The organism is Paenibacillus sp. FSL P4-0127, assembly GCF_038007325.1.
Lineage (GTDB): Bacteria > Bacillota > Bacilli > Paenibacillales > Paenibacillaceae > Fontibacillus > Fontibacillus macerans.
In genome coordinates, this window is the sequence record NZ_JBBOWY010000001.1 from 2,515,310 (window position 1) to 2,539,767 (window position 24,458).

21 protein-coding genes and 1 pseudogene are annotated in these 24,458 nt (G+C 56.8%); 13 read left to right on the top strand and 9 right to left on the bottom strand.

The genetic code is table 11. The features are described 5' to 3' along the window. The first annotated feature begins 1 nt into the window (after position 1). From NYE74_RS11305 to NYE74_RS11320, 4 genes are all read left to right on the top strand, one after another. Positions 2-2,554, top strand: coding sequence for a glycosyltransferase (locus tag NYE74_RS11305; protein ID WP_316561116.1), 2,553 nt, complete (start codon positions 2-4; stop codon positions 2,552-2,554). Continuing rightward, positions 2,551-2,829: a hypothetical protein gene (locus NYE74_RS11310; RefSeq protein ID WP_316561115.1), complete on the top strand. Its 279-nt coding sequence runs from the start codon at positions 2,551-2,553 to the stop codon at positions 2,827-2,829. The genes NYE74_RS11305 and NYE74_RS11310 overlap by 4 nt, the downstream gene beginning before the upstream one ends. A gap of 37 nt (positions 2,830-2,866) precedes the next feature. After that, the gene (locus NYE74_RS11315) at positions 2,867-3,934 is read left to right on the top strand and encodes a glycosyltransferase family 4 protein (RefSeq protein WP_316561114.1); all 1,068 of its coding nucleotides are present in this window, start codon (positions 2,867-2,869) and stop codon (positions 3,932-3,934) included. 167 nt (positions 3,935-4,101) lie between these two features. Then, on the top strand, positions 4,102-5,244 hold the full coding sequence (locus tag NYE74_RS11320) for a YhcN/YlaJ family sporulation lipoprotein (protein WP_051985311.1): 1,143 nt from the start codon (positions 4,102-4,104) through the stop codon (positions 5,242-5,244). Positions 5,245-5,870: 626 nt separating this feature from the next. On the opposite strand, the gene nagA is transcribed toward NYE74_RS11320, so the two are convergent. From nagA to NYE74_RS11335, 3 genes are read right to left on the bottom strand one after another with little or no spacing between them, the layout of a single operon-like run. Beyond that, positions 5,871-7,067 carry an N-acetylglucosamine-6-phosphate deacetylase gene (nagA, locus tag NYE74_RS11325; RefSeq protein ID WP_036620384.1) on the bottom strand — a complete coding sequence of 399 codons (1,197 nt, stop codon included), beginning with the start codon at positions 7,065-7,067 and terminating at the stop codon, positions 5,871-5,873. Then, positions 7,067-7,795, bottom strand: coding sequence for a glucosamine-6-phosphate deaminase (nagB, locus tag NYE74_RS11330; protein ID WP_036620386.1), 729 nt, complete (start codon positions 7,793-7,795; stop codon positions 7,067-7,069). Before nagB ends, nagA begins: the two co-directional genes overlap by 1 nt. Continuing rightward, positions 7,789-8,658, bottom strand: a complete 870-nt coding sequence (locus NYE74_RS11335; protein ID WP_316561629.1) for a MurR/RpiR family transcriptional regulator — start codon at positions 8,656-8,658, stop codon at positions 7,789-7,791. Before NYE74_RS11335 ends, nagB begins: the two co-directional genes overlap by 7 nt. A gap of 205 nt (positions 8,659-8,863) precedes the next feature. On the opposite strand from NYE74_RS11335, the gene NYE74_RS11340 reads away from it, so the two are divergent. After that, on the top strand, positions 8,864-9,310 hold the full coding sequence (locus tag NYE74_RS11340) for a MarR family winged helix-turn-helix transcriptional regulator (RefSeq protein ID WP_036620390.1): 447 nt from the start codon (positions 8,864-8,866) through the stop codon (positions 9,308-9,310). Positions 9,311-9,457: 147 nt separating this feature from the next. Here the strand turns inward: NYE74_RS11340 and NYE74_RS11345 are convergent, their stop codons facing one another. The 3 genes from NYE74_RS11345 to efeO are packed head-to-tail and all read right to left on the bottom strand — an operon-like array spanning position 9,458 to position 13,626. Then, positions 9,458-11,332: an FTR1 family protein gene (locus tag NYE74_RS11345; RefSeq protein ID WP_227872932.1), complete on the bottom strand. Its 1,875-nt coding sequence runs from the start codon at positions 11,330-11,332 to the stop codon at positions 9,458-9,460. Between the two features lie 19 nt (positions 11,333-11,351). After that, positions 11,352-12,695, bottom strand: a complete 1,344-nt coding sequence (gene efeB, locus NYE74_RS11350) for an iron uptake transporter deferrochelatase/peroxidase subunit (protein WP_124333107.1) — start codon at positions 12,693-12,695, stop codon at positions 11,352-11,354. Positions 12,696-12,699: 4 nt separating this feature from the next. Next, entirely contained in the window at positions 12,700-13,626 is a 927-nt protein-coding gene (gene efeO, locus NYE74_RS11355) for an iron uptake system protein EfeO (protein WP_036620393.1), read from the bottom strand. A gap of 350 nt (positions 13,627-13,976) precedes the next feature. On the opposite strand from efeO, the gene NYE74_RS11360 reads away from it, so the two are divergent. Next, on the top strand, positions 13,977-14,201 hold the full coding sequence (locus tag NYE74_RS11360; RefSeq protein WP_009225122.1) for a helix-turn-helix domain-containing protein: 225 nt from the start codon (positions 13,977-13,979) through the stop codon (positions 14,199-14,201). Positions 14,202-14,383: 182 nt separating this feature from the next. Here the strand turns inward: NYE74_RS11360 and NYE74_RS11365 are convergent, their stop codons facing one another. Then, complete coding sequence (locus tag NYE74_RS11365; RefSeq protein ID WP_036620395.1) at positions 14,384-15,739, bottom strand: dipeptidase; 1,356 nt, start codon at positions 15,737-15,739, stop codon at positions 14,384-14,386. A gap of 230 nt (positions 15,740-15,969) precedes the next feature. On the opposite strand from NYE74_RS11365, the gene NYE74_RS11370 reads away from it, so the two are divergent. The 3 genes from NYE74_RS11370 (at position 15,970) to NYE74_RS11380 (ending at position 19,092) form a co-directional block, all read left to right on the top strand. Beyond that, complete coding sequence (locus tag NYE74_RS11370; protein ID WP_036620397.1) at positions 15,970-17,214, top strand: peptidyl-prolyl cis-trans isomerase; 1,245 nt, start codon at positions 15,970-15,972, stop codon at positions 17,212-17,214. A 124-nt stretch (positions 17,215-17,338) separates the two neighbouring features. Further along, on the top strand, positions 17,339-18,094 hold the full coding sequence (locus NYE74_RS11375; protein WP_036620398.1) for a class I SAM-dependent methyltransferase: 756 nt from the start codon (positions 17,339-17,341) through the stop codon (positions 18,092-18,094). Further along, on the top strand, positions 18,091-19,092 hold the full coding sequence (locus tag NYE74_RS11380; RefSeq protein WP_270620054.1) for an MBL fold metallo-hydrolase: 1,002 nt from the start codon (positions 18,091-18,093) through the stop codon (positions 19,090-19,092). The genes NYE74_RS11375 and NYE74_RS11380 overlap by 4 nt, the downstream gene beginning before the upstream one ends. Positions 19,093-19,400: 308 nt before the next feature. Here the strand turns inward: NYE74_RS11380 and NYE74_RS11385 are convergent, their stop codons facing one another. After that, positions 19,401-20,315, bottom strand: a complete 915-nt coding sequence (locus tag NYE74_RS11385) for a transposase (RefSeq protein ID WP_213510060.1) — start codon at positions 20,313-20,315, stop codon at positions 19,401-19,403. A 281-nt stretch (positions 20,316-20,596) separates the two neighbouring features. Between NYE74_RS11385 and NYE74_RS33330 the strand changes: the two are divergent. Then, positions 20,597-20,776, top strand: a pseudogene (locus NYE74_RS33330) (IS4 family transposase); the annotation flags it as partial. Positions 20,777-20,793: 17 nt separating this feature from the next. Here the strand turns inward: NYE74_RS33330 and NYE74_RS11390 are convergent. Next, complete coding sequence (locus tag NYE74_RS11390) at positions 20,794-21,354, bottom strand: phosphatidylglycerophosphatase A family protein (RefSeq protein ID WP_172531736.1); 561 nt, start codon at positions 21,352-21,354, stop codon at positions 20,794-20,796. A 148-nt stretch (positions 21,355-21,502) separates the two neighbouring features. Here NYE74_RS11390 and NYE74_RS11395 point away from each other — a divergent pair, with 148 nt between their 5' ends. From NYE74_RS11395 to NYE74_RS11405, 3 genes are all read left to right on the top strand, one after another. Further along, complete coding sequence (locus tag NYE74_RS11395; RefSeq protein ID WP_036620403.1) at positions 21,503-22,576, top strand: GerMN domain-containing protein; 1,074 nt, start codon at positions 21,503-21,505, stop codon at positions 22,574-22,576. Positions 22,577-22,755: 179 nt separating this feature from the next. After that, complete coding sequence (gene rph / locus NYE74_RS11400; protein ID WP_036620405.1) at positions 22,756-23,514, top strand: ribonuclease PH; 759 nt, start codon at positions 22,756-22,758, stop codon at positions 23,512-23,514. A 3-nt stretch (positions 23,515-23,517) separates the two neighbouring features. Continuing rightward, entirely contained in the window at positions 23,518-24,138 is a 621-nt protein-coding gene (locus tag NYE74_RS11405) for an XTP/dITP diphosphatase (RefSeq protein WP_036620407.1), read from the top strand. Positions 24,139-24,458: the final 320 nt, after the last annotated feature.

Consider the following 24,458-nt stretch of genomic DNA (forward strand, 5'->3'; position numbering starts at 1 on the left):
GGTGAGCAATCGGCTGCCTTTTTATTTATGGAAGCGACTGGAGGGTGAACGGGAGCATGACCGCTTTGGCGATGTGGTGCTTGCCGGAGACATCAATGGGGACGGGATGGACGAATGGATCATTGCCGCCAGCACGGCAACCTTTGTCGAAGACGAAGACGGTGTGAATCCGATCCCCCATTATTACCGGGGAAAAGTTTATGTATACTCGCATGATCTGAAGCCGCTTTTCACGCTGCAGGGCGAACGCTACGGCGACTGTTTCGGGGCTTCGGTCGCTTTGGGGGACATCAACGGCGACGGCAACCCGGAAATTATCGTCGGGGCCCCGCGGGCAAGCGCCGGTTCCCTGCTGGAATGCGGAACCGTATCGGTTTACTCCGGACGTACCGGGAACTTGCTTGGGAAGTGGAGCGGCGAAGAAAATTACGCTCGTTTGGGAGCGGCGCTGACTGTTTTGGATTGGAACCAGGACGGCATCCCGGATGTGGCGGTGTCTTCGCATAACTTGGACCCGAACGGGGCCGACCGGGATGGACGGGTGACCGTTTACTCCGGCCGGGATCATTCGATCCTGGAGAGCTGGGAGGGCAAGAACGGGGAAGGTTTGGGGCGTTCGCTCGCTTCCGGCGATGTGGACGGCGACGGCAAACCCGAGCTTATCGTAAGCGCGCCGCTATATTCCGGCGCGGATATGACCCGCAACGGACGCGTCTTGGTGTTTCGCGGCGGGGCGGCGCCGATGTTCGAGTCCAGAGGAAAGCGAAGCTATGACGAACACGGACGCAAAGTGGCCGCGTTCGACCTTGACGGGGACGGCATCGCCGATTTGGTCATCGGCTCGCCCAAAGCTGGGGGCGAATTTACCCGCGGCGGGGCGGTGGCTGCCTACAATCTGGTCTCAGGAGAGCTGGTGATGGAAAAGGAAGGCTGGTTTGGCCTTCAAGAGCTGGGGACCGATATTGTCCCGTTTGCCCAACGCGGGCAGGAGCCGGCCGTGCTTGCCGGATCGCGGGTCGGGGCCGCCTATCTGCTGGGCCGGGACGGCAAGCTGATTCACGAGTTTAACGGCGACGAAGCAGAGGTGTTCGGCCATTCCCTAGCGGTTATGTACGGGACGGACGAAGCGCAAATTGCGGTGGGCGCCGTTTCGGGCTTGAACCAAAACCGGTTTATGTCCGGATGCGTGTATTTCCTGTCCACCGAGCCGCCAGCCGCCAGTAAACGGGATGCGCCTGCGTTGCCTGAAGCCGCTGCGGCCGATTCCGGCGCAGCTTTACAGGCTCATTCACATCCGGCCTTCCCCGCGGGTGATATTCCGGCTGCGGCCGCGGCTTCGCCGAAGCGGATTTTGCTGGCGACCTACTGGTATTTGCCTCATGTCGGCGGGGTCGATGTCTATGTGCGTCTGCTGAAAAAAGAGCTGGAGCGCAAAGGGCATCAAGTCGACGTGCTGGCCCATCATCCGGATATGGCCCACTACTATCTTGTGGACGGAAACAAAAAGATCAATAAATGGAAGATCAAAAACCTGGTTTACGATCAAGTCATCCGGTTCTACCAGAAGTATTTGGCCCATGTCGACCCTTGGGTGCGTTATCGCGACGTCGAGCGCTATTGCTACGAACTGGCCGCCGCCTTGTTTGATTTGGATCAATACGACATCATTCATACGCAGGACATCATTTCCACCCGGGCGTTGTCCCGCGTCAAGCCGTCCCGCACCGCCCTGGTCGCCACCATTCACGGCTTGCTGGCCAAGGAGCATATGATTGCCGGAGATATTGAAAGCAAGGACAGTTTGGCTTGGAAATACGTGGCCGATGAAGAGTATTACGGATGCGTGTCGGCGAACGCCGCCATTTTGCCTACCGAATGGCTTCGCCGTGAAATGGTCCGGTTCTCCGTGCCCCCGGACATCTTCAGCGTCATACCTTATGGTATGGATTTCGCCGAATTCGAGCAAAGATCGCAAGCGCCGCTTACGGAGCCGCTTCCGCAAGCAGCGGAATTCACGATCAGCTGCCCGGCCCGGCTCGTCCCGGTCAAAGGCCATCGTACCCTGATCGGGGCGCTAAGCCGAATAAGCTCCGATCCGCGTTGGCATTGCTGGCTGCTCGGCGACGGAGTTCTTCGCGCCGACGTGGAACGCTGGATTTCCGAAGCCGGCTTGACTGACCGCGTCACCCTGCTCGGCGACCGCCGGGACGTGCCGGCGATTCTGCGGCAAAGCGACTGTATGGTGTTGCCTTCCTTGCAGGATAACCTGCCGTTTTCCATCATGGAGGCGCAGCTGTCCGGCACCCCTATCGTCGCCTCGAATGCCGGCGGAATTCCGGAGATGATCCGGCATGAGGAAACCGGATTGCTGTTCGAAACCGGCAACGATCGGGAGCTTGCCCAGCAGTTGACCCGCCTGATGGAGGATCAGCCGCTGAGACGATCTTTGGCTAAACGGGCCAAGGAATGGGCGAATCGGCAATGGTCCCCTGACACCCTGCTGGAGCGGACCCTGGCGGTTTATGATTTGGCGCTGCAAAGGGTGAGAACATGATGATTTTTTCCTTTACCGTATACGAAAAGCCGGATCCCGTTTTCTGGCAGAAGCTGGCGGTCAAGCTTCCGGAAGGCTACAACTACCCCGATCCTTGCTTTCTGCGAACGATCGATCCGGAGCTCTCCAGCCTGCCTTATGTCATGAACCTCTCGTGCCTGACCCCGGACATAACCAAAGGGGACGAGGCTTTCCGGGCGTCTCTTCCCGCCAAGCTGCCTCCGGAATACCGCATCCCGGACACCGGATTAATCAAGCGCTTATGCGAGTTGTGAACGCGGGTAAACCTCTATAAGTCAGGAATGATGGTGTATGAATAAACGTGTGCTGTTCGTGTTTTACGTGCCGAGCGGGGGGATGGAAACCGTAAATCGCCAGCGGTGCAGGGCATTGCGGCGTTTTGGAATTGAGGCGGAATGCTTGTACTACAGGTGGGGAGCCGGGCTGCAAAACAAAACGGACTTTCCGGTTTATGTCACGGATGAAGACGATGAAATTCGCCGGCTTATCCAAACGCGCCGCTACGATTGCATCGTGGTGACGACGGATTACGCCAGCTTTCCCCGCTTTCGCAGACTCGGTTACGAGGGCAAGCTCGTGCTGGAAATCCAAGGATTCGGATCCGTGGATACCGCCGAAAAAGAGCTTCGCGCCGCAGTCCCGATCGTCCGTCAGCATGCCGCCGCTTTAATGAATCCGAAAACGCCTCATATTACGGCCTTGTTTCAGCAATTGTACCCGGCCATTCCGCAATTTTATTTAAATAATTGTTTTGACGCCAAAGCTTTTTCGTACCGTCCTTCGCAAAAACAAAAGGAACCCGTAGTCGCCTGGGTCGGACGGATTGAGGACAATAAAAACTGGCGGGAGTTTCTTTATATTGCCCATTCCTTGCTTTTTTATGACCGGAGCATTCAAATCTGGATGTTTGAAGACCATTATTTATCGAGCCCCGCGGAGCGCGGAAAATTCGAAAGTTTGGTGGACCGGCTGCAGCTTCGCAGCCGTTTAAAGGTTTGCTCCAATGTGCCCAATCGGGAAATGATCCATTATTATTCCTCCATCGGCGATTCCGGCGGATTCCTGTGCAGCACCTCCAAAGTCGAAGGAGCGCCGATGTCCATCATCGAAGCGATGAGCTGCCGCTGCCCCGTGCTGGCAAGCGGTTCGGACGGCGTCGTCTCCTGCATTAAGCATAATAAAACGGGGAAAAGCTATGTCCTTGGCGATATCGGCCAGGCCGTTCGGGAAGGGCGCGAGCTGATGCTGAACAAACCGCTGCGAAACGGGATACAAACCCAAGCTTTACAGCTTGTAAAAAGCGAATTTCATCCGGATAAATACAGCCGGGAATTTATGAACATGCTGCAAACCATTTAATATACCATACCGTCAAGAAAAACTGTTCCCTGCGTTAAAACGGACGCTTTCGGGAACAGTTCTTTTTTTCCCGCTGCGGTGAAACTTCCCTGAATGTCGTTCACGGATGCGGCGCACTCTAACGCATGTAATCATACACATTAAAATCTTTGATGGGGGATGACTACATGCCTGGAGCCAAAAGCAAAATCGTGAATTTGTCGTTGTCCGCCGCATTGCTGGCCAGCGTGATCGGCATTGCGGGCTGCGGTGACGGCACAGCCAAGAACAACGTACGGACGCAAAGCGTTCGGAACAACAACAACCGGAACTATGATGTCAACTCCCTTCCCAACGGGAACCGTCTGTTTTCGCGTAGCGCGGGGAACGGTCAGGATCAGCGGATTCGCTCCTTGAGATACAGTCCTGCGCTAAGCAATAAAGTCGCCCAGCTGGGCGATGTGCAGACGGCTCATGTCGTCGTGACGGACCGCGACGCATATGTGGCTGTTACGCTCCACGGTAACAACAACGCCGCCACGGGGAATACGGCGGGCCGGACAAACACTTACGGCATGCGTTCCACCGGCATCGGTACGGGAACGACGAATCTCGGCGGACCTTACGGTGCCGGCTACGGAACGCGCGGCGCCTATGACAACGGGCTTGGCCGCGGGCTGACGGCCCCTAACGGAGCCGGCGGTCTTTTCGGAACTCGCGGCAACAATTTGTTCGGCATGGGTGGAACGAACACGACCGGCACCGGGACACCCGGATACGGCACCGCCGGAAATGGTCCGGCCGGCTATGGAACGACAGGTTATGGGACAACCGGAACCGGGACCATGTACAATGGCGCCGGGAATATGGGGATGAGCAGCGTAAACCGCGGCACTACGATTTACGGTACCGGCACGCGCAGCGGAGCCGGAACTTATGACGGTGTAGGCGCAGGCCGCTTTAATGTCAACGGCGCGGTTACCGATAACGTCCCTCAGGACGTTAAGGACCGTATTGCCCATGTCGTGAAGCAAACGGCCCCTCATATCCGCAACGTGTATGTTTCCGGGAATCCCGACTTCGTAACCAGCATGGGGAACTATGCTACCCAAACGCGCGGAGGCGGGACGCTGAACAACGTCATCGGCGATTTCCAAACGTTGATCAACCGGATTTTCCCGGGGCGCACCGGGACGATGACCGGCCCGAACGGGTATACGCCTACCGGCCCGAATGCCGGCATGGGCAACGGTACGAGAGGCATGACGGGAACCGGTGGAGGTCTTCGCACCGGCACCAACGGCGGTTTTTCGGGCGGCACGACCCGTTAACGGAGAAACCGGCTAAATTAAAGCAATGCAGGCTAGGCCCCCTTTCTCGCCAGAAGGGGGCCTAATTATTGTAGCCGAGAACCCGCAGATGGAATTTTACGTAATCTAACGAAGCTAACGAAATCTAACGTAATCTAATCGTACCGCCAGCGCGCTAATGGTTGTTAAAAACCAGGCGGCTTCATTTTTATGCTGATGTACTATGTGGTTTGCTCATAAGTATTTCCATTACATTAAGACATCAAGACTGAAGGTGATTCGTCGTTTGCTAGGACGGGTCGTTGAGATCAACTGCAAAAGTGCATTCTATTTTCCGTAGTTCATCCTTTTAGAGCGTTTGAAATGCAAAAATGCATCTGAATATCCGCGATTTGATAAAAAAGTGACTTTTAACCGGAAATGAACTGCACATTTGCATTTGAACCGCCTGTTTCAGGGAGTTTCGACGAAATTCGCCTGCACTTTTGCATTTCATGGTGGGATACCCCTTCCCTATATAGGAATGTGGCAGGAAGCCCTTCGACCCGTACAGGTAATAAAAGGGTTGTTTACTATATTTGCAGTTCTGATTAGTTATAATATGCGACTTGTAGTCAGACAGCCCTCTCCATCACGATTTTAAAGACTTATTCGGCTTCTTCGGCTTCGCCGTTTAGCAGCCGCCCTTTCACCCAAACCCGCTGCAGCTCCAGATCGCCGCTTACAAGCAGCAGGTCGGCTTGTTTTCCGGTTTCCACCGCGCCGGTCAAATGATCGATCCGGATCAGCTTGGCCGGGTTGCCGCTGGCCAGTTCGGAGGCACGCTCCACGGACAAGCCAACTTCCTGCACCAGATAACGGAAGCCGCGGATCATTGTCAGCGTGCTGCCGGCCAATGTGCCTTCGCTATCTTTGAGGGTGCAAACCCGGTCCTTCACAACGACCGGCAGATCGCCGAGCATATATTCGCCGTCCCCAAGACCGGCTGCCGACATCGCGTCCGTGATCAGCATCAGGTTGCTGCCGGTTTTCACGCTGGCGAGCAGCCGGATTGCGGCGGGGTGCACATGGATGCCGTCGGCGATAATTTCCGCGCTGATGCCGGGCGTGCTTAAAATCGTGCCGGCGGTGCCGGGCTTCCGGTGATGGAGCGGCGTCATGGCGTTGAACATATGCACGGAGTGGTTTAGCCCGACTTCATACGCGGCCATCATTTGCTCGTAGGTTGCGTCCGTATGTCCGGCGGCCGCCACGATGCCCCGCTTGCGCAAATAGCGGATCAGCTCGTGCGAGCCTTCCCGTTCCGGCGCGAACGTCACCTGTTTGATCAGCCCGGGATAGCGCGTATCCCATGCTTCGATCCATTCCCGGTTCGGCGGCACGATATGCTCCGGATTTTGCGCTCCAGGCCATTTCGGGCTGATAAACGGCCCTTCCAAATGGACGCCGACGAGTTGGGCATAAGGCATATCGCCCTGCATATATTGATGCACTTCCTCGAGTACGTGTTCGATTACGTGCTTCGGCATCGTCATCGTGGTGGCCAGCATCGAGGTCGTGCCCTGGCTGCAATGAAGCTTCGTAATCGCATCAAAGCCGCGCTGGCTGGGTGCGGAGAAATCCTCGAGCATGCCGCCGTGCACATGAACATCGATAAAACCGGGCAGCACGTAATGGCCGCTTGCGTCGATCGTTTCACATTCGGCCGGGAGCGAAAGCGGCGCGCCGGATGCGGAGCCGACATAAACGATGAGTCCGTTCTCTACGGCAACCGCTCCGTCGTGAATGATTCCCCGGGGCGTAACGACTTCGGCATGGGTCAGGATAAAATTCCGGCCGCTCATTATAGCCACTTCCCTGCAGCTTGATCTACGACGACAACGACATTGGAGTGGGTTTGCAGGAACGTAGCCGGGCATTTCGTCGTAATCGGTCCTTTCAGCGCCCGGGCGATCACTTCCGCTTTGTCTTCGCCTTTGGCCATCAGCAAAATTTGCTTGGCATGCAAAATGGAGCCGATCCCCATCGTGATCGCGTGCGTCGGCACCTCTTCGATGGAGTTGAAAAAACGCGCATTGGCCAGGCGGGTCCGTTCATCTAGCTTGACGATATGCGGCGGTCCCTGCAGCTCCTCGCCCGGTTCATTGAAGCCGATATGACCGTTGTGGCCCAGACCGAGCAGCTGCAAATCGATCTGGCCGGCTTCATCCAGCAGACGCGAGTAATCTTCGGCCGCTTTTTGCGGATCGGCTTCCACGCCGGATGGAACATGGGTGTTTTCGGGCAAAATATCGATATGGTTAAACAGCTTCTCGTCCATGAACCGGCGGTAGCTTTCCGGATGATCGGCCGGAAGGCCGATGTATTCGTCGAGATTGTAGGTCGTGGCCTGCTTGAAGCTTACGCTGCCCTTCCGGTAAAGCTCGATCAATTTCCCGTAAACGCCGACCGGCGTGCTACCGGTCGCCAGGCCGAGAATCGCCCGCGGATTGGATTGCAGCAGGCTGGCGATAATGCCTGCGCCGGTTTCGTTAAAATGGTCCTCGCTGCTTGTTTTGATGATGTTCAGCATAAGTTTTGCCCTCCTTGTGTTTTGCGGTAAATCTGCACGTTTTGATATGAACTTTCCAGCTTGGGAATATAGTCTTCAAACTCCAGGCTAACCATTCCCGTAAATAAAATATCGATGACATGAAGTTGGGCGATCCGCGATGCCATGTCGCCCCTTCGCATTCCTTCCTCCAAGGAGGAAGAAAATAACGCGATGTCTGCCAAAGACGCCAGGCGGTTTTGCCCGTATTGCGTCAAGGACAGCGTCACCGCCCCGCTGTCTTTGGCGCAGCGCAGCGCATCGATCGTCTCCGGCGTTTCCCCGGAATAGGAAATCGCCAGCGCGGCATCGCCCGTTCCCAGCGAAGACGCGGAGGTGATCTGCATATGGGAATCGGCGAAAGCGGTGCAGTTTTTGCCGATGCGGATCAGTTTTTGATAGAAGTCCTGAGCCACCACCGATGAGGTGGCCACGCCGTACAAATCGATGCGCTTGGCCCCGCACAACGCCTTTACCGCCTGAGCCAGCTGGTTCATGTCCAGCAAGCGGGTGGTGTCGGTAATGGAGGCGAGGTGGTTCGCTTCCATGGCCTCGACGATTTTTTGCAGGTCATTGCCGGCAATAATGTCCTGATATTGCGTGTCCGCCGGTTTATGCGCCAGCTCTCCGGCCAGCTTCATCTTAAAATCGGGGAACCCTTTAAAATGAAACGTCTTGCAAAAACGCGTTATGGTCGAAGGGCTGACTCCGCACGTATTGGCCAATTCCGTAATGCCCAAATGAAGAACGGCCGCCGGCGATTCCAGAATATATTCCCCGAGTTTGCGCTCCTGCGGCGGCAGCGTGTCCAAATGGCTGGAGAGTGCGTGCAGTATTGGCGTCAAAAAGACCCCCTCCTGTAGATAGTGTGAAAATTATTTTTAAATATCATACATAATACATGAAAATCATTTCGATTCCATCATAATGGATTCTTCACCGGTTTTCAAGGCCGTTTGTTGACGAAAGCTGGAGAGTTTCCTTGAATTCTGCCTGGCCGCATAATACACTTAAATTAGGTTGGACCCTGTGGGGGGAGGAAGGAATCCTGTGTCAAAAGATGATCTCGACACGTACATCGAGCGTATCGAAGCCGCTTGGTCGAGCACGTTCCGCAAAATGAAAAGCGAGCTGATGCATCATCAGGAGCTGGGGCTGACCGGACCGCAATTTCACATGCTGGCGCTGATCGACCGGCAAAAAACGTGCAACGTCAGCTATTTGGCGGACAAGCTCGAGGTGAAGCCCAGCGCCATTACGGTGATGATCGACCGGCTCGTGCAAAACGGATATGTCGAACGCCGGCATGACGAAAAAGACCGGAGGTCGGTTCTGCTGTCGGTGACAACGCGGGGCGCCGAGGTATGCGAAGAAGCCCGGAAGAGGTCCCGGGAGGTGCTGAAAGCCCATTTGTCCGTATTGGACCGGCATGAGCTGGACGTGCTGGTGGGGATTCTGGAGAAATTCAGCAAGAACAAAAGGCAAGTAAGGGAGTAAGAAGAGGAGATGCAAAAGACCGCCGGAAGGTTGATCCGGCGGTCTTTTGCATGCGCTGGCAAGCGCGGCGGTCTTTTCGGTAAAGCAGGTGCGGCAGTTTCTTTCAATCGCAGGGAAAAACTGCCGCCAAAGCCCGGTCTGTTTCTCTTAAGGAGTGTGTTGGTAGACGTTTCTTTTATGTTTCTGCTTCTCCTGCTTCTCCCCGGCCAGCAAACGCCAAAGCACAAACAGCAGCAAAACGCTTTGCGGCAAAAACGTTTCCCAGGTCGGGTAGGCGCCGACCCATCCGGCGGCCGGCAGCCAGCTCCGGCTGTGCGCGGGGAGCACCCCCGCCACCTGCAGGGCGTGCAAACTTTCTCCCGTGAAGCGAATGACCAGGAAATAGATGAACAGGCTGGCCATCAGCATAAAAGGCTTGATCGGCAGCCTGACGCTAAACCGAATAAGCGCAAAGCCGAGCACCGCAAGCGCGGCCAACGCGCCAAGCATGCCGATCAGCAATTGGGACAGCTCGATGGAGGGGGCCATTCCGATATAAAAGACGGCGGTTTCCGCGCCTTCGCGCAAGATCGCCAGCCCCGACAAAACAAACAGCGACCACAAGCTTCCGCGCTCCATCGCGCCCCCGAATTGTTTGGCGATGTATTGGTTCCAGGCCTGCGCGCTGGATTTGCTGTGCAAAAAATGCCCGACCGCCAGCATCATGACGACGGCCGCCAGGCCGATGAACCCTTCCAGCAGTTCGCGCGCGCCTCCCGACACCGCCTGGGCGACGGCATAGGTAAGCACAACTGCCAACGCGGCGGACAACGCCAGGCCCGACCCGGCCCCCGCCCAAATAAACCGGCGTGCGGCCGGCTGGTTCGCCCGCTTCGCAAAAGCGAGGAGCGCGGCCAGCACAAGGATGGCCTCCAGCCCTTCCCGCAGCAGAACGAGCGCTGCGTCCCAGGCGGTATAGGAGGTTTTAGCGGCCAGAGGCTCCAGATCGCTCAGCATTTGGCTGATGATGTTCGCGGCGCGCATAAAATCGGGAGGGCTGGACAGCAGATAGCTTTGCGCTTCGGTCATACGGTTTTCCGTAGCCGTGTATGCCGCCGGCGAGGAAATCGAAACCTCGCCTTCAACGCGGGGCCACATGACGATGAAGGCCTGCATTTGCTCCGCCGCCCCCGCGGCATCGCCGGCAGCGGCCGCCTGGGCCGCCGCCTTAAGCAAAGCGATCGCATCCTCAAGGCCGGTTTGTCCGGCCGCGGGGAGGGCTGTGGCTGCCGAATCGTCCAGCTTGCCGCCGATATAGTTTTGCAGCAGATCCGCCAGCTTTTGCAATTCGCCAGCCGCCTGCTCCGTTTTCACAGGGTCTGCTTGCAGCGCGATGCGGACCAGGCTCATATGCGTCTCCACATCACTGTACACGCCGAAATGCCCGCTGCGGATCGGGCCCTCCATTTTGCTCCAGCCGTCCAAAATTTGCTTGAAGCGGCTTTGGGCTTCGTCGGGATTCCCGTTTTCCAGCGGCTTTAACGTGTTATTGACCATCTTCAGCAGCCGCCCGGCGGCTTCTTTTCCCATAGCGTCCGTTTCCGCCCGATCCCCGCCGCTTTGGATAAACTCGTTAACCTGCTTGGCTAACGTGGAGAGCCGGGTTTTGGCGTCGTCCGCGTCCTCGTTCCGGACCGCCTCCTTGGCTGCGGTCAACGCCTCGGAAACCGCCGCTGCCGCCTCGCCTGCCGGAGCGGAATCGATTTGTCCCCACGCTGCATCGAACTTCTCCAGTTCGGCGGAAGCCTCGTCCCAATTGCCGCCGCCGGCTTCGACGAGGGCGCCGCCGACCAGCGGTAGCAGCGAATCTGATGCGGCGGACTTCGGCGTTTCGGCGGCGGCCCCGGCCCCGGACGCGAGGCAGGCGCAGACGGTTGCGAGCACCATAAGGCATACCGCGAGGCGCAGCGCACGGGAAGAAAGCCGGCGATCGCCCCGAAAACGTACCGGACTAGGCTGCGGCGCGTACGGTGTAATTGACATAAAACATGGCCCTCCTTTCCTAGATCAGCTGTTCCCCGATGTATCCGCCTTCGCGGATGCCGGGGAAGCAGGCGAATACGGCGCTGCCGATATGCAGGATATATTCGTTTAATTTATCGCTCTGCGCCAGCGTTTGCTGGATCGGGACGAATTGCTGCAGCAGGTTTCTTTGAAAGCTGATGAAAATAAGCCCGGCGTCGAGCTGCCCGGTTTTGGCGTCGATCCCCCCGGTGTAGGAGTACGACCGGCGCAATATTTTGATCTTCCCATCCATATGCGCCAGGCGCGTGTGGGAAGTCATCGGCAGGAGCGGTTGTCCGGAGGCGTCTTTGGCCGCAAGATCAAGCGGGGCGAATTCGTCGGCCGAGCCCAGCGGCGCACCTGTATCCCGGTACCGTCCGAAGGTTTGCTCCTGGTCGGCGAGAGACGAGCGGTCCCAGATCTCGATGCGCATCCGGATGCGGCGGACGGCCATATAACTGCCGCCTTCCATCCAGCCGGCGCCGTCCCCGGGCTGCACCCAAACGGATTCGTTCATCGCCGCGGCATCCGAAGCGTCGGGATTGCCGGTCCCGTCCTTGAATCCCATCAGGTTGCGCGGCGTCCCACCGGACGGATCCACCGCGACCGTTCGCTGGAAGCCTTCCTGCATCCAGCGCAGCACGGCGGTGCCCCGCCCGATCCGGGCAAGGTTGCGAACGGCGTGGAACGCCACCTGCATATCGTCGGCGCACACCTGCACGGCCAAATCGCCGCCGCACCACTCCGGCTGCAGGGCGTCGCCGTTAAACGCCGGCAAGTCGGCGAAGGCGGCCGGGCGTTTAACGGCCAGGCCGAAGCGCCCGTCAAAAAAGGAAGGGCCGACGCCAAACGTCAGCGTTAGCCTGGATGGGGATAGGCCGGCCGCCTCGCCGGTGTCGGACGGGGGCAGGTTGAGCTTGTTGTTGCTGTCGCCGATCATCGCGCCTTTGGCCATCGCCGCCGCGGCTTTCGTCCAAGCCTGAAGCAGCTTGCGCACGTCGGCGGGTGAGCCGGTCGTCAGGTCGAAGGCGGCTAGACAAAGGAAGTTTTGAGCCGGCGTGACGATGCCTGCCTGGCGGCTCCCGTAAAAAGGCACCCGGCCGCCCGCCGCCGCGGCTGACGATCCGCCTTTGCGGGCCAGCGCTTTTTGGGCCGCCATCACGCCGTACGCGCCGCCGCCTCCGAGCAGCAGGCCCAGTCCGCCCGCACCGGCCAGCTTCAACACATCGCGGCGGCTAAGCCGCTCGTTAAGCAGGCCGCCGCTTCCGGAGCCGCCGGCAGGATCGTCCGAGCTTTTTTGGGCGCCTTGCCGGACGTCTATTTTCAGGTCCGTTTTCTTCATCGTTCTAAACTCCCAAAAGCGTGCCCATGTTGGACAAAGGTTCGGCCAGGGCGTCTAGATTTTGGCTTAACTTGCGGACATCCTCTTCCTTGAGCTGATCGTAGTTCATATATCCTTTACCCTCTTTGAACTGGGCGAGCTCTTGCTCCAGGGCGGCAAACCGTTCGGCGATTTGCTTATCCAGTTCGGCGTCCTGCTTCGCCAGCTGCGGCGACAGCAGCTCGTAGATTTTTTTCGCGCCTTCCACGTTGGCGGCGAAATCGTACAAGTCGGTGCGGGAGTACCGCTCCTCTTCGCCCGTTACTTTGGATGTGGACACTTCGTTCAACAGTTCGACGGCTCCGGTAACGAGCAGGGGAGCCTGGATATCGACCGTCTCCACCAAAGCCCGCAGCTGTTTGGCGTCGCTGAGCAGGCGGTCGGCAAACTCCTTCTGCCCGTCCGTCGATCCGTCTTCCCACAGCGCTTTTTCGATACGGTGGAAGCCGCGCCATTCCGCGGCGTCGACATCACCGTCGCGCGCGTCAATGTTTGGATCGAGGTCGCCCAGCGCCTCGGCGATCGGCTCAATGCGTTCATAATGCATGCGGGCCGGCGCATACAGCGCTTTGGCCGTTTCGATGTCCCCGCCATTTACGGCTTCAACGAATTTACCCGTTTCGGTAACGAAAGCGTCGCATTCCTGAATGACGTATTCCCGGTATTGCCCGATGGCCGTTTGAAAATCCGGCTTGGCGGACTCCGCGCCGTTTCCGTTTGCGACGTTATGGCTGTCGGCGCCATTCCCGCCGGCCGCGCCGCCGCTCGCCGCACCGCCGCTCGCCGTCTGGGCAAGGCTGCCGTTTTCGGCTTGTTTTCCGTCCCCGCAGCCGGACAAAAGCAATGCCGCGGATAAGATCAAAGCGGTGGAAACCGTATAACGATAATTCATGATCAAAAATGCCCCCTTATCGGTTAACCTAAAGTTTCTTAGTCGAATGGCTATGAGAAAAAGCCATCAAAACTACGAATGATAATGATTATCACTTTCACCAACTAACATCTTAATCAGAAGCGATTTCGGCGTCAATAAAAATTTTAATTAAATGGGGCATCGCCGGTCTGGCGCGCTTCGGGCCGCCGGGTTATGATGTTATATACCATGTACCATGGCGTTCAAGTAGGGCATCGCCCATTTTGCCGCAGCACCGCACCATTACTACGGTTTCTTCATAAGATGTGTTGACTGTATCCCTTAACCTTGTTAAACCATAAAACCCGAGCAAGGAGGGGTGACGCATTATGAAGAGCAGCGATCGTAACAGCAAATTTCTGTTGACTCATCGTGAGCGGGAGGTTTTCGAGCTTCTCGTGCAGGATAAAACGACGCGCGACATCGCGGGGCAGCTGTTTATCAGCGAAAAAACCGTACGTAATCACATTTCGAATGTCATGCAAAAGTTGAATGTCAAAGGTCGTGCGCAGGCGGTTGTCGAGCTGATCAAGCTTGGGGAGCTAAAAATCTAACGGTATTCTATATGGCTGAACAGAAAACCGTAAACCTTCTTTTTCATTCCGTCTTTGAAGCGGGAGGGAGAGGAGGTTTTTTTGTTTTGTCGGGGGTGGCCGCTAGCCCTCCCTTTGAACCGACATATTGTCGCAAACAAAAAAGCCGTCCAGGTCCGGACAGCTTTTGTTGGATATTTGGCTTACAGCGACTTGAGGTAATGGACGATCGTCAGCAGCCCTTTGTCGAAGTTCTCCAGGTTGAAATGTTCGTTCGGGGCGTGCAGGTTTTCATCCGGCAGCCCAAAGCCCATCATGACGGCCGGGGCGGACAACACGCGCGACAGCGTTTCGACGATCGGAATCGAGCCGCCGTCTTTGGTGAACAAGGCGCGGGTCCCGTATACGGCGGCGTAGGCGTCTGCCGCTTTTTGCAGCATCGGGTCCGACGGATCGATCGAGAAGGCGCGGGCTTTTTCGGTAGCCTTGACGCTCAAGGTCGCGCCAGGCTGCAAATGCGCGCGCAGGTGGCGTTCGATCCGGTCAATCGTGGCCTGCGGGTCCTGATCTCCTACGAGCCGGCAGGTGATTTTGGCGTGGGCTTCCTTCGGCAGCACCGTTTTGGTGCCCTCTCCTTGGAATCCGCCCCACACCCCGTTCAGCTCCAGCGTCGGACGGGCGCCTGTCCGTTCCACGAAGGAATAGCCTTCTTCTCCGTACAGGGTCTCCAAGCCGAGGTCATGTTTCAACTTCTCTTCGTCAAACTGCTGCTTGGCGAATTCTTCCCGCAATTCCGGGGTCAGCTCGGGCACCCCTTCATAAAACCCTTCTACCGTAATGCGGCCTTTCTCGTCATGGAGAGAGGCGAGCAGAGAGGCCATCGCATGCAAGGCGTTTGGTACGCCGCCGCCAAATGTGCCGGAATGCAAATCGGTGTTGGCCGTATAAAGGGAAATCTCCAGTGCGCACAATCCGCGCAGGCCGATGCAGATCGCCGGTTTGCCCGGGGCCAAGAGCGCGGTATCGGAAATCAGAATGCAATCGGCCGCCAGCTTCTCCTGATTCGCTTCCAGGAAGGAAGGCAAGTTGGGGCTGGTGATCTCCTCTTCGCCTTCGATGCAAAACTTGATATTGACCGGCAGTTGCTGCTCCTGTTTGAGGAGCGCTTCCACCGCTTTGATGTGCATGAATACCTGCCCTTTGTCATCGGTGGCGCCCCGGGCGTACAGCTTGCCGTTCCGGATCGAAGGCTCGAACGGAGGCGTCTCCCACAGATTCAGCGGGTCTACCGGCTGGACGTCGTAATGCCCGTAGACCAGGATGGTCGGCTTGCCCGGAGCGTGCAAATGCTCGGCGTAAACTACCGGATGCCCGGCGGTCGGGTGGATTTCCACGCCTTCCATGCCGGCCCGGCGAAGCGCGTCGGCGATCCATTCGGCCGCTTTCAGCACATCGCCTTTATGTTCGGACAGCGCCGAAACACTGGGGATTTTCAGCAATTCCCCCAGCTCATTCAAATGTTGTTCTCGATGCTTGCTAAAGTAAGATTGGTAGTCCATCGTTTTTTGTTCCTCCCGAACTGGATTTACCAGTATATTCTACACCTTTTTCGCCAAGAACACGAATGACGGAAACAGGATTTTGGGGGGTTTTTGGCGGATAGCTTAAAAATAACTTAAAAATCGCTCTCTGTTTTTTTATCCTTATTTAAGGTATACCCCAACGATTTCTGTTAAAGTCAAGAATATGGTTAAAAAGTCTGCTATTTGAAGAAGGGAGTAAAGAACATATGGAAGACAAAGAGAAGAAGGAGCTGGAAGCGGCCGACGAGGCGGCGCCAAGGCCGGAGGACGAAACGGCGGAAACTGCAGAAACTGCAAAAACAGCGGATACAGCCGATAAGGCTGAAGGACAAGCCCGCGGCGCGGATGAACCGGCTGGGCAGCGTGAGCAAGAAGGCGAGGGCCAAACAACGGGCGGCGCCGTAGAGCTGACGAAAGCGGAATACGACCCGGCTCTCGGCTTGCAGCATACCGCCGAGGATGCCGGCGGGCGCGATGGCGGAGACGTTCCGGTGATGGAGGCCGAGGATTTTTCGGAGCAGGGAACGCCAGTGCAGACGTCAAATGGGGGCAAGCTTTGGCCGATCGTTTCGCTGGTGCTGGCCGTTTTGCTCGTCGTCGTACTGATCAAGCCACCGTTCGCGGCGAAAAAAGCCGAAGCGGTCGCTACGGTCAACGGCGTAGAAATTACGAAAGACCAATTGTATAACAAAATGGCGGCGCAAGGCGGCGAGCAGGTGCTTTCCGGCATGATCGACCAGGAACTGATCGACCAGGAAGCCAAGAAACAGAATATTACGATCACCGACGCCGATATCGACGCGGAAATCAAAGATACCTATATCGCTCAGTTCGGTTCCGAGGAAGCGCTGAAACAGGCGCTCGTTCAATACGGGATGACGATGGACAATTTGCGGAGCGAGATTGCCAATCAGCTGAAGCTGACCAAACTGCTCGAGCCGCAAGTGAAAGTCACCGACGACCAAATCAAGCAGATGTTTGAGACATATAAAGAATCCTTCAATACTCCGGAGCAGGTTCGGGCATCGATCATTCTTGTGAAAACGGAAGACGAAGCGAAGAACATCATCAAACAGTTGAATGGAGGCGCGGACTTCGCGGAACTGGCGAAGAGCAAATCGCTGGATACGGCGACGAAGGACAAAGGCGGGGATATCGACTTCTTTGCCCGCGGGCAGCAAGAAACGGCCATCGAGGATGCGGCTTTTAAGCTGGCCAAGGGCGAAATCAGCGATCCGGTGAAAACAAGCGGGGGTTATCAGGTTATCAAGGTAACCGACCGCAAGGAAGCGCACACGGCTACGCTGGCAGAGGAGAAGGAAAAAATCCGCAAAATGCTGGTAAGCCAGCAGGTTTCGCAAATGTCGGACGCCTGGCTGCAAAACCTTCACAGCAAATCGAAGATTACGAATACGCTCACGGACGCGAACGGCGCCGCTGCAGCGCAATAATATGAAAATGTCGCAAGTTTGTTGGATGGAGCCGCCGAAGCAATAACGTTTCGGCGGTTTTTTTCGAGTATAATAAGGATAGAGCAATGCAGTATCGGCTGGTGCTGTATGGGAGGCAAAAGACATGTCGGATTGGTATGAACGGAGCTTCGGGGAAGATTATCTGCTCGTCTACAAGCATCGGGATCAGTGGGGAGCCCGGCGCGAGGCGGAAAAGCTGATCTTTTGGCTGAACCTGCCGCCCGGCGCTAAAGTGCTTGATTTATGCTGCGGCATGGGGCGGCATTCCCTCGTCTTCGCGGAGGCGGGTTATGAGGTCACCGGGGTCGATTTGTCGGAGGTGCTGCTGCGGGAGGCGAAGCGGAACGATGCCAAGCGGATCGTGCGCTGGGTGCGGGCCGATATGCGGAACCTGCCGCTCGCGGGAGGTTTTGACGCCGTCTTGAACTTATTTACTTCCTTCGGTTATTTTCACGACGATCATGAACATATCCAGGTGCTGCGGGAGGTGGCGCGGATGTTGAAGCCCGGGGGCCGCTTTGTCATCGATTATTTGAACCCGGCTTATACGGCGGTGCATCTCGTGCCCCGGTCCGAACGAATGGACGAGGGTCAGCTCATCACCGAACGCCGCGTCATCGAAGACGGTTATGTCAAAAAGCACATCACGATTACAAAGGAGAATGGCCCGGGAGCGGGAGCGGACGGAGCCTGGGCAAGGGAATACATGGAACGGATCAAACTGTACTCGAAAGAGGAATTTGCCGTTATGCTGGAAGAGGCCGGACTGGTTTTGGAGCAAATCCATGGGGATTATGGCGAAGACGGCTATGACCCCGAAACGTCGCCTCGGATGATTTTGGCGGGTAGCCGCCCATGAAGACGATGCTTGCGGAAATTCAAACCTGGGACAAAGAAGGCGTTATCCGGGTACCCTTGCCGATGGCTCCTCCGCTGCGCTGGGTGAACAGCTATATGCTGCGCGGTCCGGAGGGGATCACAATCATCGATCCGGGGCCGAGGACCGCCGAGACCGAGCGGGAATGGTCGCTCGCCCTGCGCCAGCTTGACATCGCTCCGGGCGATGTGGCGCAAATCATGGTGACCCATCACCATCCCGACCATTACGGACTGGCGGGATATTTGCAGTCTATAACCGGGGCGGCCGTCCGCATGTCCCGGCGCGCTTACGAAGAGACACAGCTGATGTGGGGGAAGGACAGCGTCATGAACGAGGAATTGCCCCGCCTATTCCGGCGCCACGGCATGCCGCCTGTTTGGAGCGGCCAGTTGCCGCCGCATCTGCGGAGCTTTTTTTCGCAGGTGACCCCGGCGCCCGAGGTTGACTTTATCCGGGAAGGGGAGGCGGTGGTGATGGGCGGGCGATGCTGGCTGCCGCTCGAAAGCGCGGGACATGCCCCGGGGCATTTGTCCTTCTATGACCCTGAGCGCAAGCTGATGTTTTGCGGCGACGCCGTACTGCCGCAAATTTCCCCCAATATCAGCTTTTTGCCCGGCAGCGACCCGCAGCCGCTGCAATCGTTCCTCACATCACTCGAACGGTTTGCGAGCTATGAGGTGAGGATCGCTTTTCCGGGGCATCGCCATCCGTTCGAGCATTTCCCTGAACGCGTCCACATGCTGCTGGAGCATCACGAGGAGCGGCTGGCGCGGATCGAAGGGCTGCTGCGGCCGCGGCCGCAGACCGGGTTCGAGGTTTGCGCCGCGCTGTTCGGCACCGACCTTGGCATCCACCAAATGCGCTTTGCCATGGCCGAAACGCTGGCCCATCTGGTCGAACTGGTACGCCGCGGGCGTGCCAGGGAGCGGTTGACAAGCGGGGAAGCCGCGGTGGAATTTCATCTTACGATGCGATAAACATACAAAAAGCGGCCTATGGCCGTTTTTTAATTTAATTTATAACTCAACTTTCGTAGATCAACACTTGTTGTCCGGAGACTTTGCACAATTATCCCTTTTAATCAGGCAGCAGAGAGAAAGACAAGCTTGGGAGAAGAAAATACTTAGTGGAGTAGCAGATAGGTTCGAGATAATTTAAACGGGCTTAGGAAAGGAATCAGGTTTAGGGAAGATGAAACAGACAGGACAAGAGATCAAAACAAGAGATCAAGGACCCATTAAGTTGATCTGCATCAAACTCCCTCCCCATCGTTTCAGCGTCTCGATCAAGCCGCAGCCGCAAGGGGCTGGTTCGGTTGGCGCGCGATCAGCCGGCGGTAAGGAATCGCCGGTATCGCCACACACATGCGCAGCAACTTCTGCCGCATCGTTTCTGCCGCTCCGGGCCGTCCTCCTTGCAGGCGCAACCGGCGGCGTCCGGCGTATTCGTTTAGGTACGCCTGCAGATGCTTCAGCCCCAAGGCTCCATACGTACTCTTCAGCGATTCCCACGCCTCTCTCACCACTCTCCGCAAGGGCGCATACAGCCGAAAGGCCTGAGGGAACAACTGCACCTCCGATGTACAGACATCCACATGCCCATTGATAAACGTGTTTAGATCGTGACGGTTTGCCCTTTTTTCGCCTCCCCGCTTATGCGGTACCAGGCGGATTTTGACCCGCTCCGGCTCGCCCGAATCCTTGACCGTGCAGCCGGCTACGACCGCCGAGGCGTACGGATGCGAAAGCTGACACCGGGACGGATTACGCCCATACTGATCGCTGTTCACCTTCACGTCTCCGGAGAGCAGCTCCCGGGCATCAAACTCCCCCACGGCATGACGTATTTTGTGCAGCATCGACCAGGCGGTTTTGTAGGCGACCCGGATCACCTTGCTCAGCCGCAGCGCCGAGATGCCGCCCTCCAGCAGGAATAAATCCAGGGCCTCGAACCACTTGAGCAAGGGCAGATGCGTTCCTTCAAAAATCGTGCCGACCAAAGGCGATGTTTGATGCTTGCACTTTCCGCACTCGAACAAGGGGATATGCCGGGAGGTCAGACGGCTGCACCGGGTATGAGCGCATCGCGGGCAGACGAAGCCGCTTGGCCACTTCATCGCGATTAGCGCCTCCATGCAGTCCTGTTCGCTGTTAAAACGGCTGCTGAATGGCTGAAGTTCCGTTCCCGTATTGACTTCCATATTCGCTCGCCTCCGAATTAAAAATATACGAACATAGGTTCCATTTATTTCATTATACCAAACGTATGTTCCCTTATCAAGCCGAAAATCTCACCTGAACCGCCTCATTTTTTCCTCATCTTTTTTGTTTTTTTCTTCTCACTTTTTTTGGAACCCTTGTTCTAGCCTCCGTCCCCTGTTCCCTGAAAGAAAGGGATAATCGTGCAAAGGTAGGCAGCAGGCAGCAGGCAGCAGGTAGGAACATTAAGACACGAACCCGGTAAAGTCCAACGCACGTTCCTTATAGCGGCTTGTTTTATTTGCTATGCGACGAAGTTGGCGCACTCGATTGGCTGGTTGCCTTACAACAGTTGCTTGATTGATCAACGAAGCAGCCCCAAAAGCCGGGAAGACACTGTTTGCCTCCGATTCAGCGTCAACTCCGGCAATGGATTGCGGCGGCTTTTTTCAACTACATAAGGCTCGCGAATTCTCCGCATCAACGCTCGTCATCAAGCGTGTCCTCGCCGTGCTCCCGTTCGGCCTGCTTGCGGTGGGCGATCCGGCTGCTGGCTGAAGCGGCGATGGCGCCGACGATGTCGTCCAGAAATGTGTTTATCGGCCCGAGGGTTTTATCGTTCAGCTTTTCCAAAATGCCCGGCTTCAGCTTGTCCACATAACCGTAATTGGTAAATCCGATGCTGCCGTATACGTTAACGATCGAAAAAGCCAAAATTTCATCGACGCCGTACAAACTTTCGTCGTTCGCGATCATCTCCTGAAGTTCGGGGATAAGCAGCCCCTGTTCCGCCAGGACATCAAGCTGAATGCCGGTTAATACCGCGTTTTGCACTTCCCTTTTGGTCAGCACCTGCTCCACGTTGTGTACGCATTCTTCCATCGTCAGGTTCGGATAATATTTCTGCTGCAGGAACATCACGAGTTCCGCGATTTGTTCGGTCGTAACGCCCCGTTTGTGCAGCCATGCCTTGGTGGCGTCGGCGACTTTTTTGCTGTTCAGGCTATAAGGCGCTTTTTGTTTTGGTTGTTCCATCCCCATATAATATCCCTCGCTATCTGGTTCTTCTTGGCACAGATATGAAGCAGTTTGTCCACTTCCCGGAAAAATATAGTTATTTTTCAAAGAAGGGCTCGTATATATAGTAATACAAACCTAAGAAAAATGTTAGGGAGGAGCCAATAAGACGATGAATAGGAACCGCCGTTTTCGGAACACGGCCGCCGTCAGCGTATTAGCGTTCCCGCTGCTGCTGTCGGGATGCAGTCTGTTCGGAGCCAGCTCATCCGCACAAATCGATCCGCCGCCCGCGGACGTGGAGGCGCAAATGCTGGAGTCGATCGGCGCCGAGAAGGCAAGCTCGGAGCAGACAAGCTTCATGACGGAGAAGGAGCTTTCGACGGTTTATTTGGAGAACGAGCACGGCCTGATTGCCCCGGTGGCGCTGCATTTGCCGGAAGGCGACGCATCCTTGAGACTGAACCGGATGCTGGAAACGATCGTACAGGAAGGGCCGTACGACAGCCTGATTCCGGCTGGTTTTGCCGGGGTGCTTCCGGCGGGGACCGAGGTCAAAGCCGTGACCGTCAAGCAAGACGAAAAGCTGGCTGTCGTCGAATTCAACGGGGCGTTTGCCGATTATGCGAAGGAGGATGAACGGAAAATCCTCGAAGCTTTGACCTGGACGTTAACCGAAACTCCCGGCGTCGAGAAGGTCCAGCTCTGGGTGGACGGGGAAAAGCTGAACGAAATGCCGGTCGGCGGCACACCGCTGGATCGCCCGCTCAGCCGCAGCATCGGCATCAATTTGCAGCTGAACGACGGCTCCAGCTTGTCGCAATCGAGCCCGGTGGTCGTGTATTTTTCCGCGGCGACGCCGGACGGGGTGCAGTATTTTGTGCCGGTCACACGTTTTGTTCCCGCCGGGAACGACCCGGTGAAGGCGGCGCTTGGCGAACTGCTCCAAGGTCCGCAGCGGGGCGATGGCCTGGAAAGAGTCGTGACGGACAATACCAAACTGGAAAGCGTGGAAAAATCCCAGGATGGAGTCGTGACGATATCGCTGCAGGACGATATGTTTGAAGCCGGCGAGAAGCTTCCGGCGCAGATGATGCAGTCGCTCGTGCTGACCGTGGCGCAAAACGCCGAGGACAGCAAAGTGCGCATTTGGGTCAACGGGCAAAAGGAAGTCGTTGGCATGGACAACCAAAAATACAGCGAACCCGTCATGCGGCCCGAAACGATTAACGCCATTCCGCTGTAGACTCCAGCCTGATTTGAGGATGAAAACATGAACGAAAAACCCTGCGGCGCAGGGTTTTTTTATATGGCGAAAGGCATGCGCGGACCACGTCCGGAGGAATGGAATGATGCTTTTATGACCACACTTTGGTAGAATAGGAAAAGCATATGGACAGCAAGAAAATGTAGGAGGCCATCAGAATGAGAAGTAACGGACGTGAAGCGAACGAGCGCCGCCCGATGAAGTTGACCGTAAACGTCAACAAATATGCGGAGGGCTCCGTATATATTGAGGTCGGCGACACGAAAGTGATGTGTACGGCGACCGTGGAAGAGAAAGTCCCGATGTTTATGAAGGGGCAAGGCAAAGGCTGGGTGACGGCCGAATATTCGATGCTCCCCCGGGCGACCCAGACCCGGAATCAGCGTGAATCGGCAAGGGGAAAGCTGAGCGGACGGACGATGGAGATCCAGCGCCTGATCGGGCGCTCGCTCCGTTCAGTTGTCGATTTGCAGGCGCTGGGCGAGCGCTCCGTCACGATTGACTGCGACGTGATTCAGGCGGACGGAGGGACGCGGACGACGTCGATTACCGGGGCTTTCGTAGCGATGGCGCTGGCGATGCACAAGATCGTCCAAAAGCATGCGCTGCCGGTCTTTCCGATCACCGACTATATCGCTTCCGTCAGCGTAGGCATCGTCGGGCAGGAGACGCTTCTTGACCTGAATTATGACGAGGATTCCAAGGCGATGGTCGACATGAACGTCGTAATGACGGGCCGCGGCCAATTTGTCGAGGTGCAGGGGACCGGGGAAGAAAACCCGTTCTCCCGGGAGGACCTGGACCGGATGCTGGCGCTGGCCGAAAAAGGAATCCGGGAGATGATCGAGCAGCAGCGCGAAGCGCTTGGCCCCGTCGCCCTGCACATTCAAAGCGGCCAGCCTGGATCGGCGGTGTAAACGATGATTGAAGGACCGGTTATCGTCGTGGCCACGCGGAATCCGGGCAAGGTCCGGGAATTCGCCCATGCTTTGGAGGCCTTGAACAAGCAGGTGCGGAGCCTGGCCGATTACCCGGATATTCCGGAAATCGTCGAGGATGGCGAGACGTTTGCCGAAAATGCCCGCAAGAAGGCCAAAACGGTGGGCGATCACCTGGGACGTCCGGTGCTGGCGGACGACTCGGGGTTATGCGTTGACCGGCTGGGCGGGGCGCCGGGCGTTTATTCGGCCCGTTATGCCGGCGAGCGCGCTTCCGACGAGGACAACAACGAAAAGCTGCTGGCGGAGCTGGAGAAGGAGCGGCTCGGGGAAGATACCGAGCAGCCGCTGCTCAGTCCGGCGCGGTTCGTCTGCCATCTGGCGCTGTACGACCCGGCCACCGGGCGGTTCGTGGAGGCCTCCGGCGAAGCGGAGGGCTGGATCACGTCCGAGCCGGCCGGAGGCGGCGGGTTCGGGTACGATCCGCTGTTTTACCTGCCCGCCTACGAGAAGACGTTCGCGGAGCTCAGCCTGGAGGAGAAGCAGGCCGTCAGCCACCGCGGCGCTGCGCTGCGCAACCTGGCGGCCAAGCTGGTCCCGTGAGCGGCAGATGTTTTAGAAGCACAGTAATCGGGTAAACCGGTGCTGTGCTTCTTTTTCATATGAACATGAGGGGACAATACGGCTAGGGTTGTTGTATAAAATTGCCTCTGAGCAAAGCGCGTTTTGATCAAAAAACGCATCCGGGAGATCGCCGGGGGCGCCGTGGTTGTTGGCCGGGGACTTTAACGTTACGGATGCGCTTGTGGCGGCTGAACTGAAGGTCCTCCGGCAGTTCAACGGGAAAGCCGCGGCAAAAGATCCGACCAGGGCTGAAGAAATAACAATATAGTTGAGATTTTTATGTAAAATATTTAAGGTTA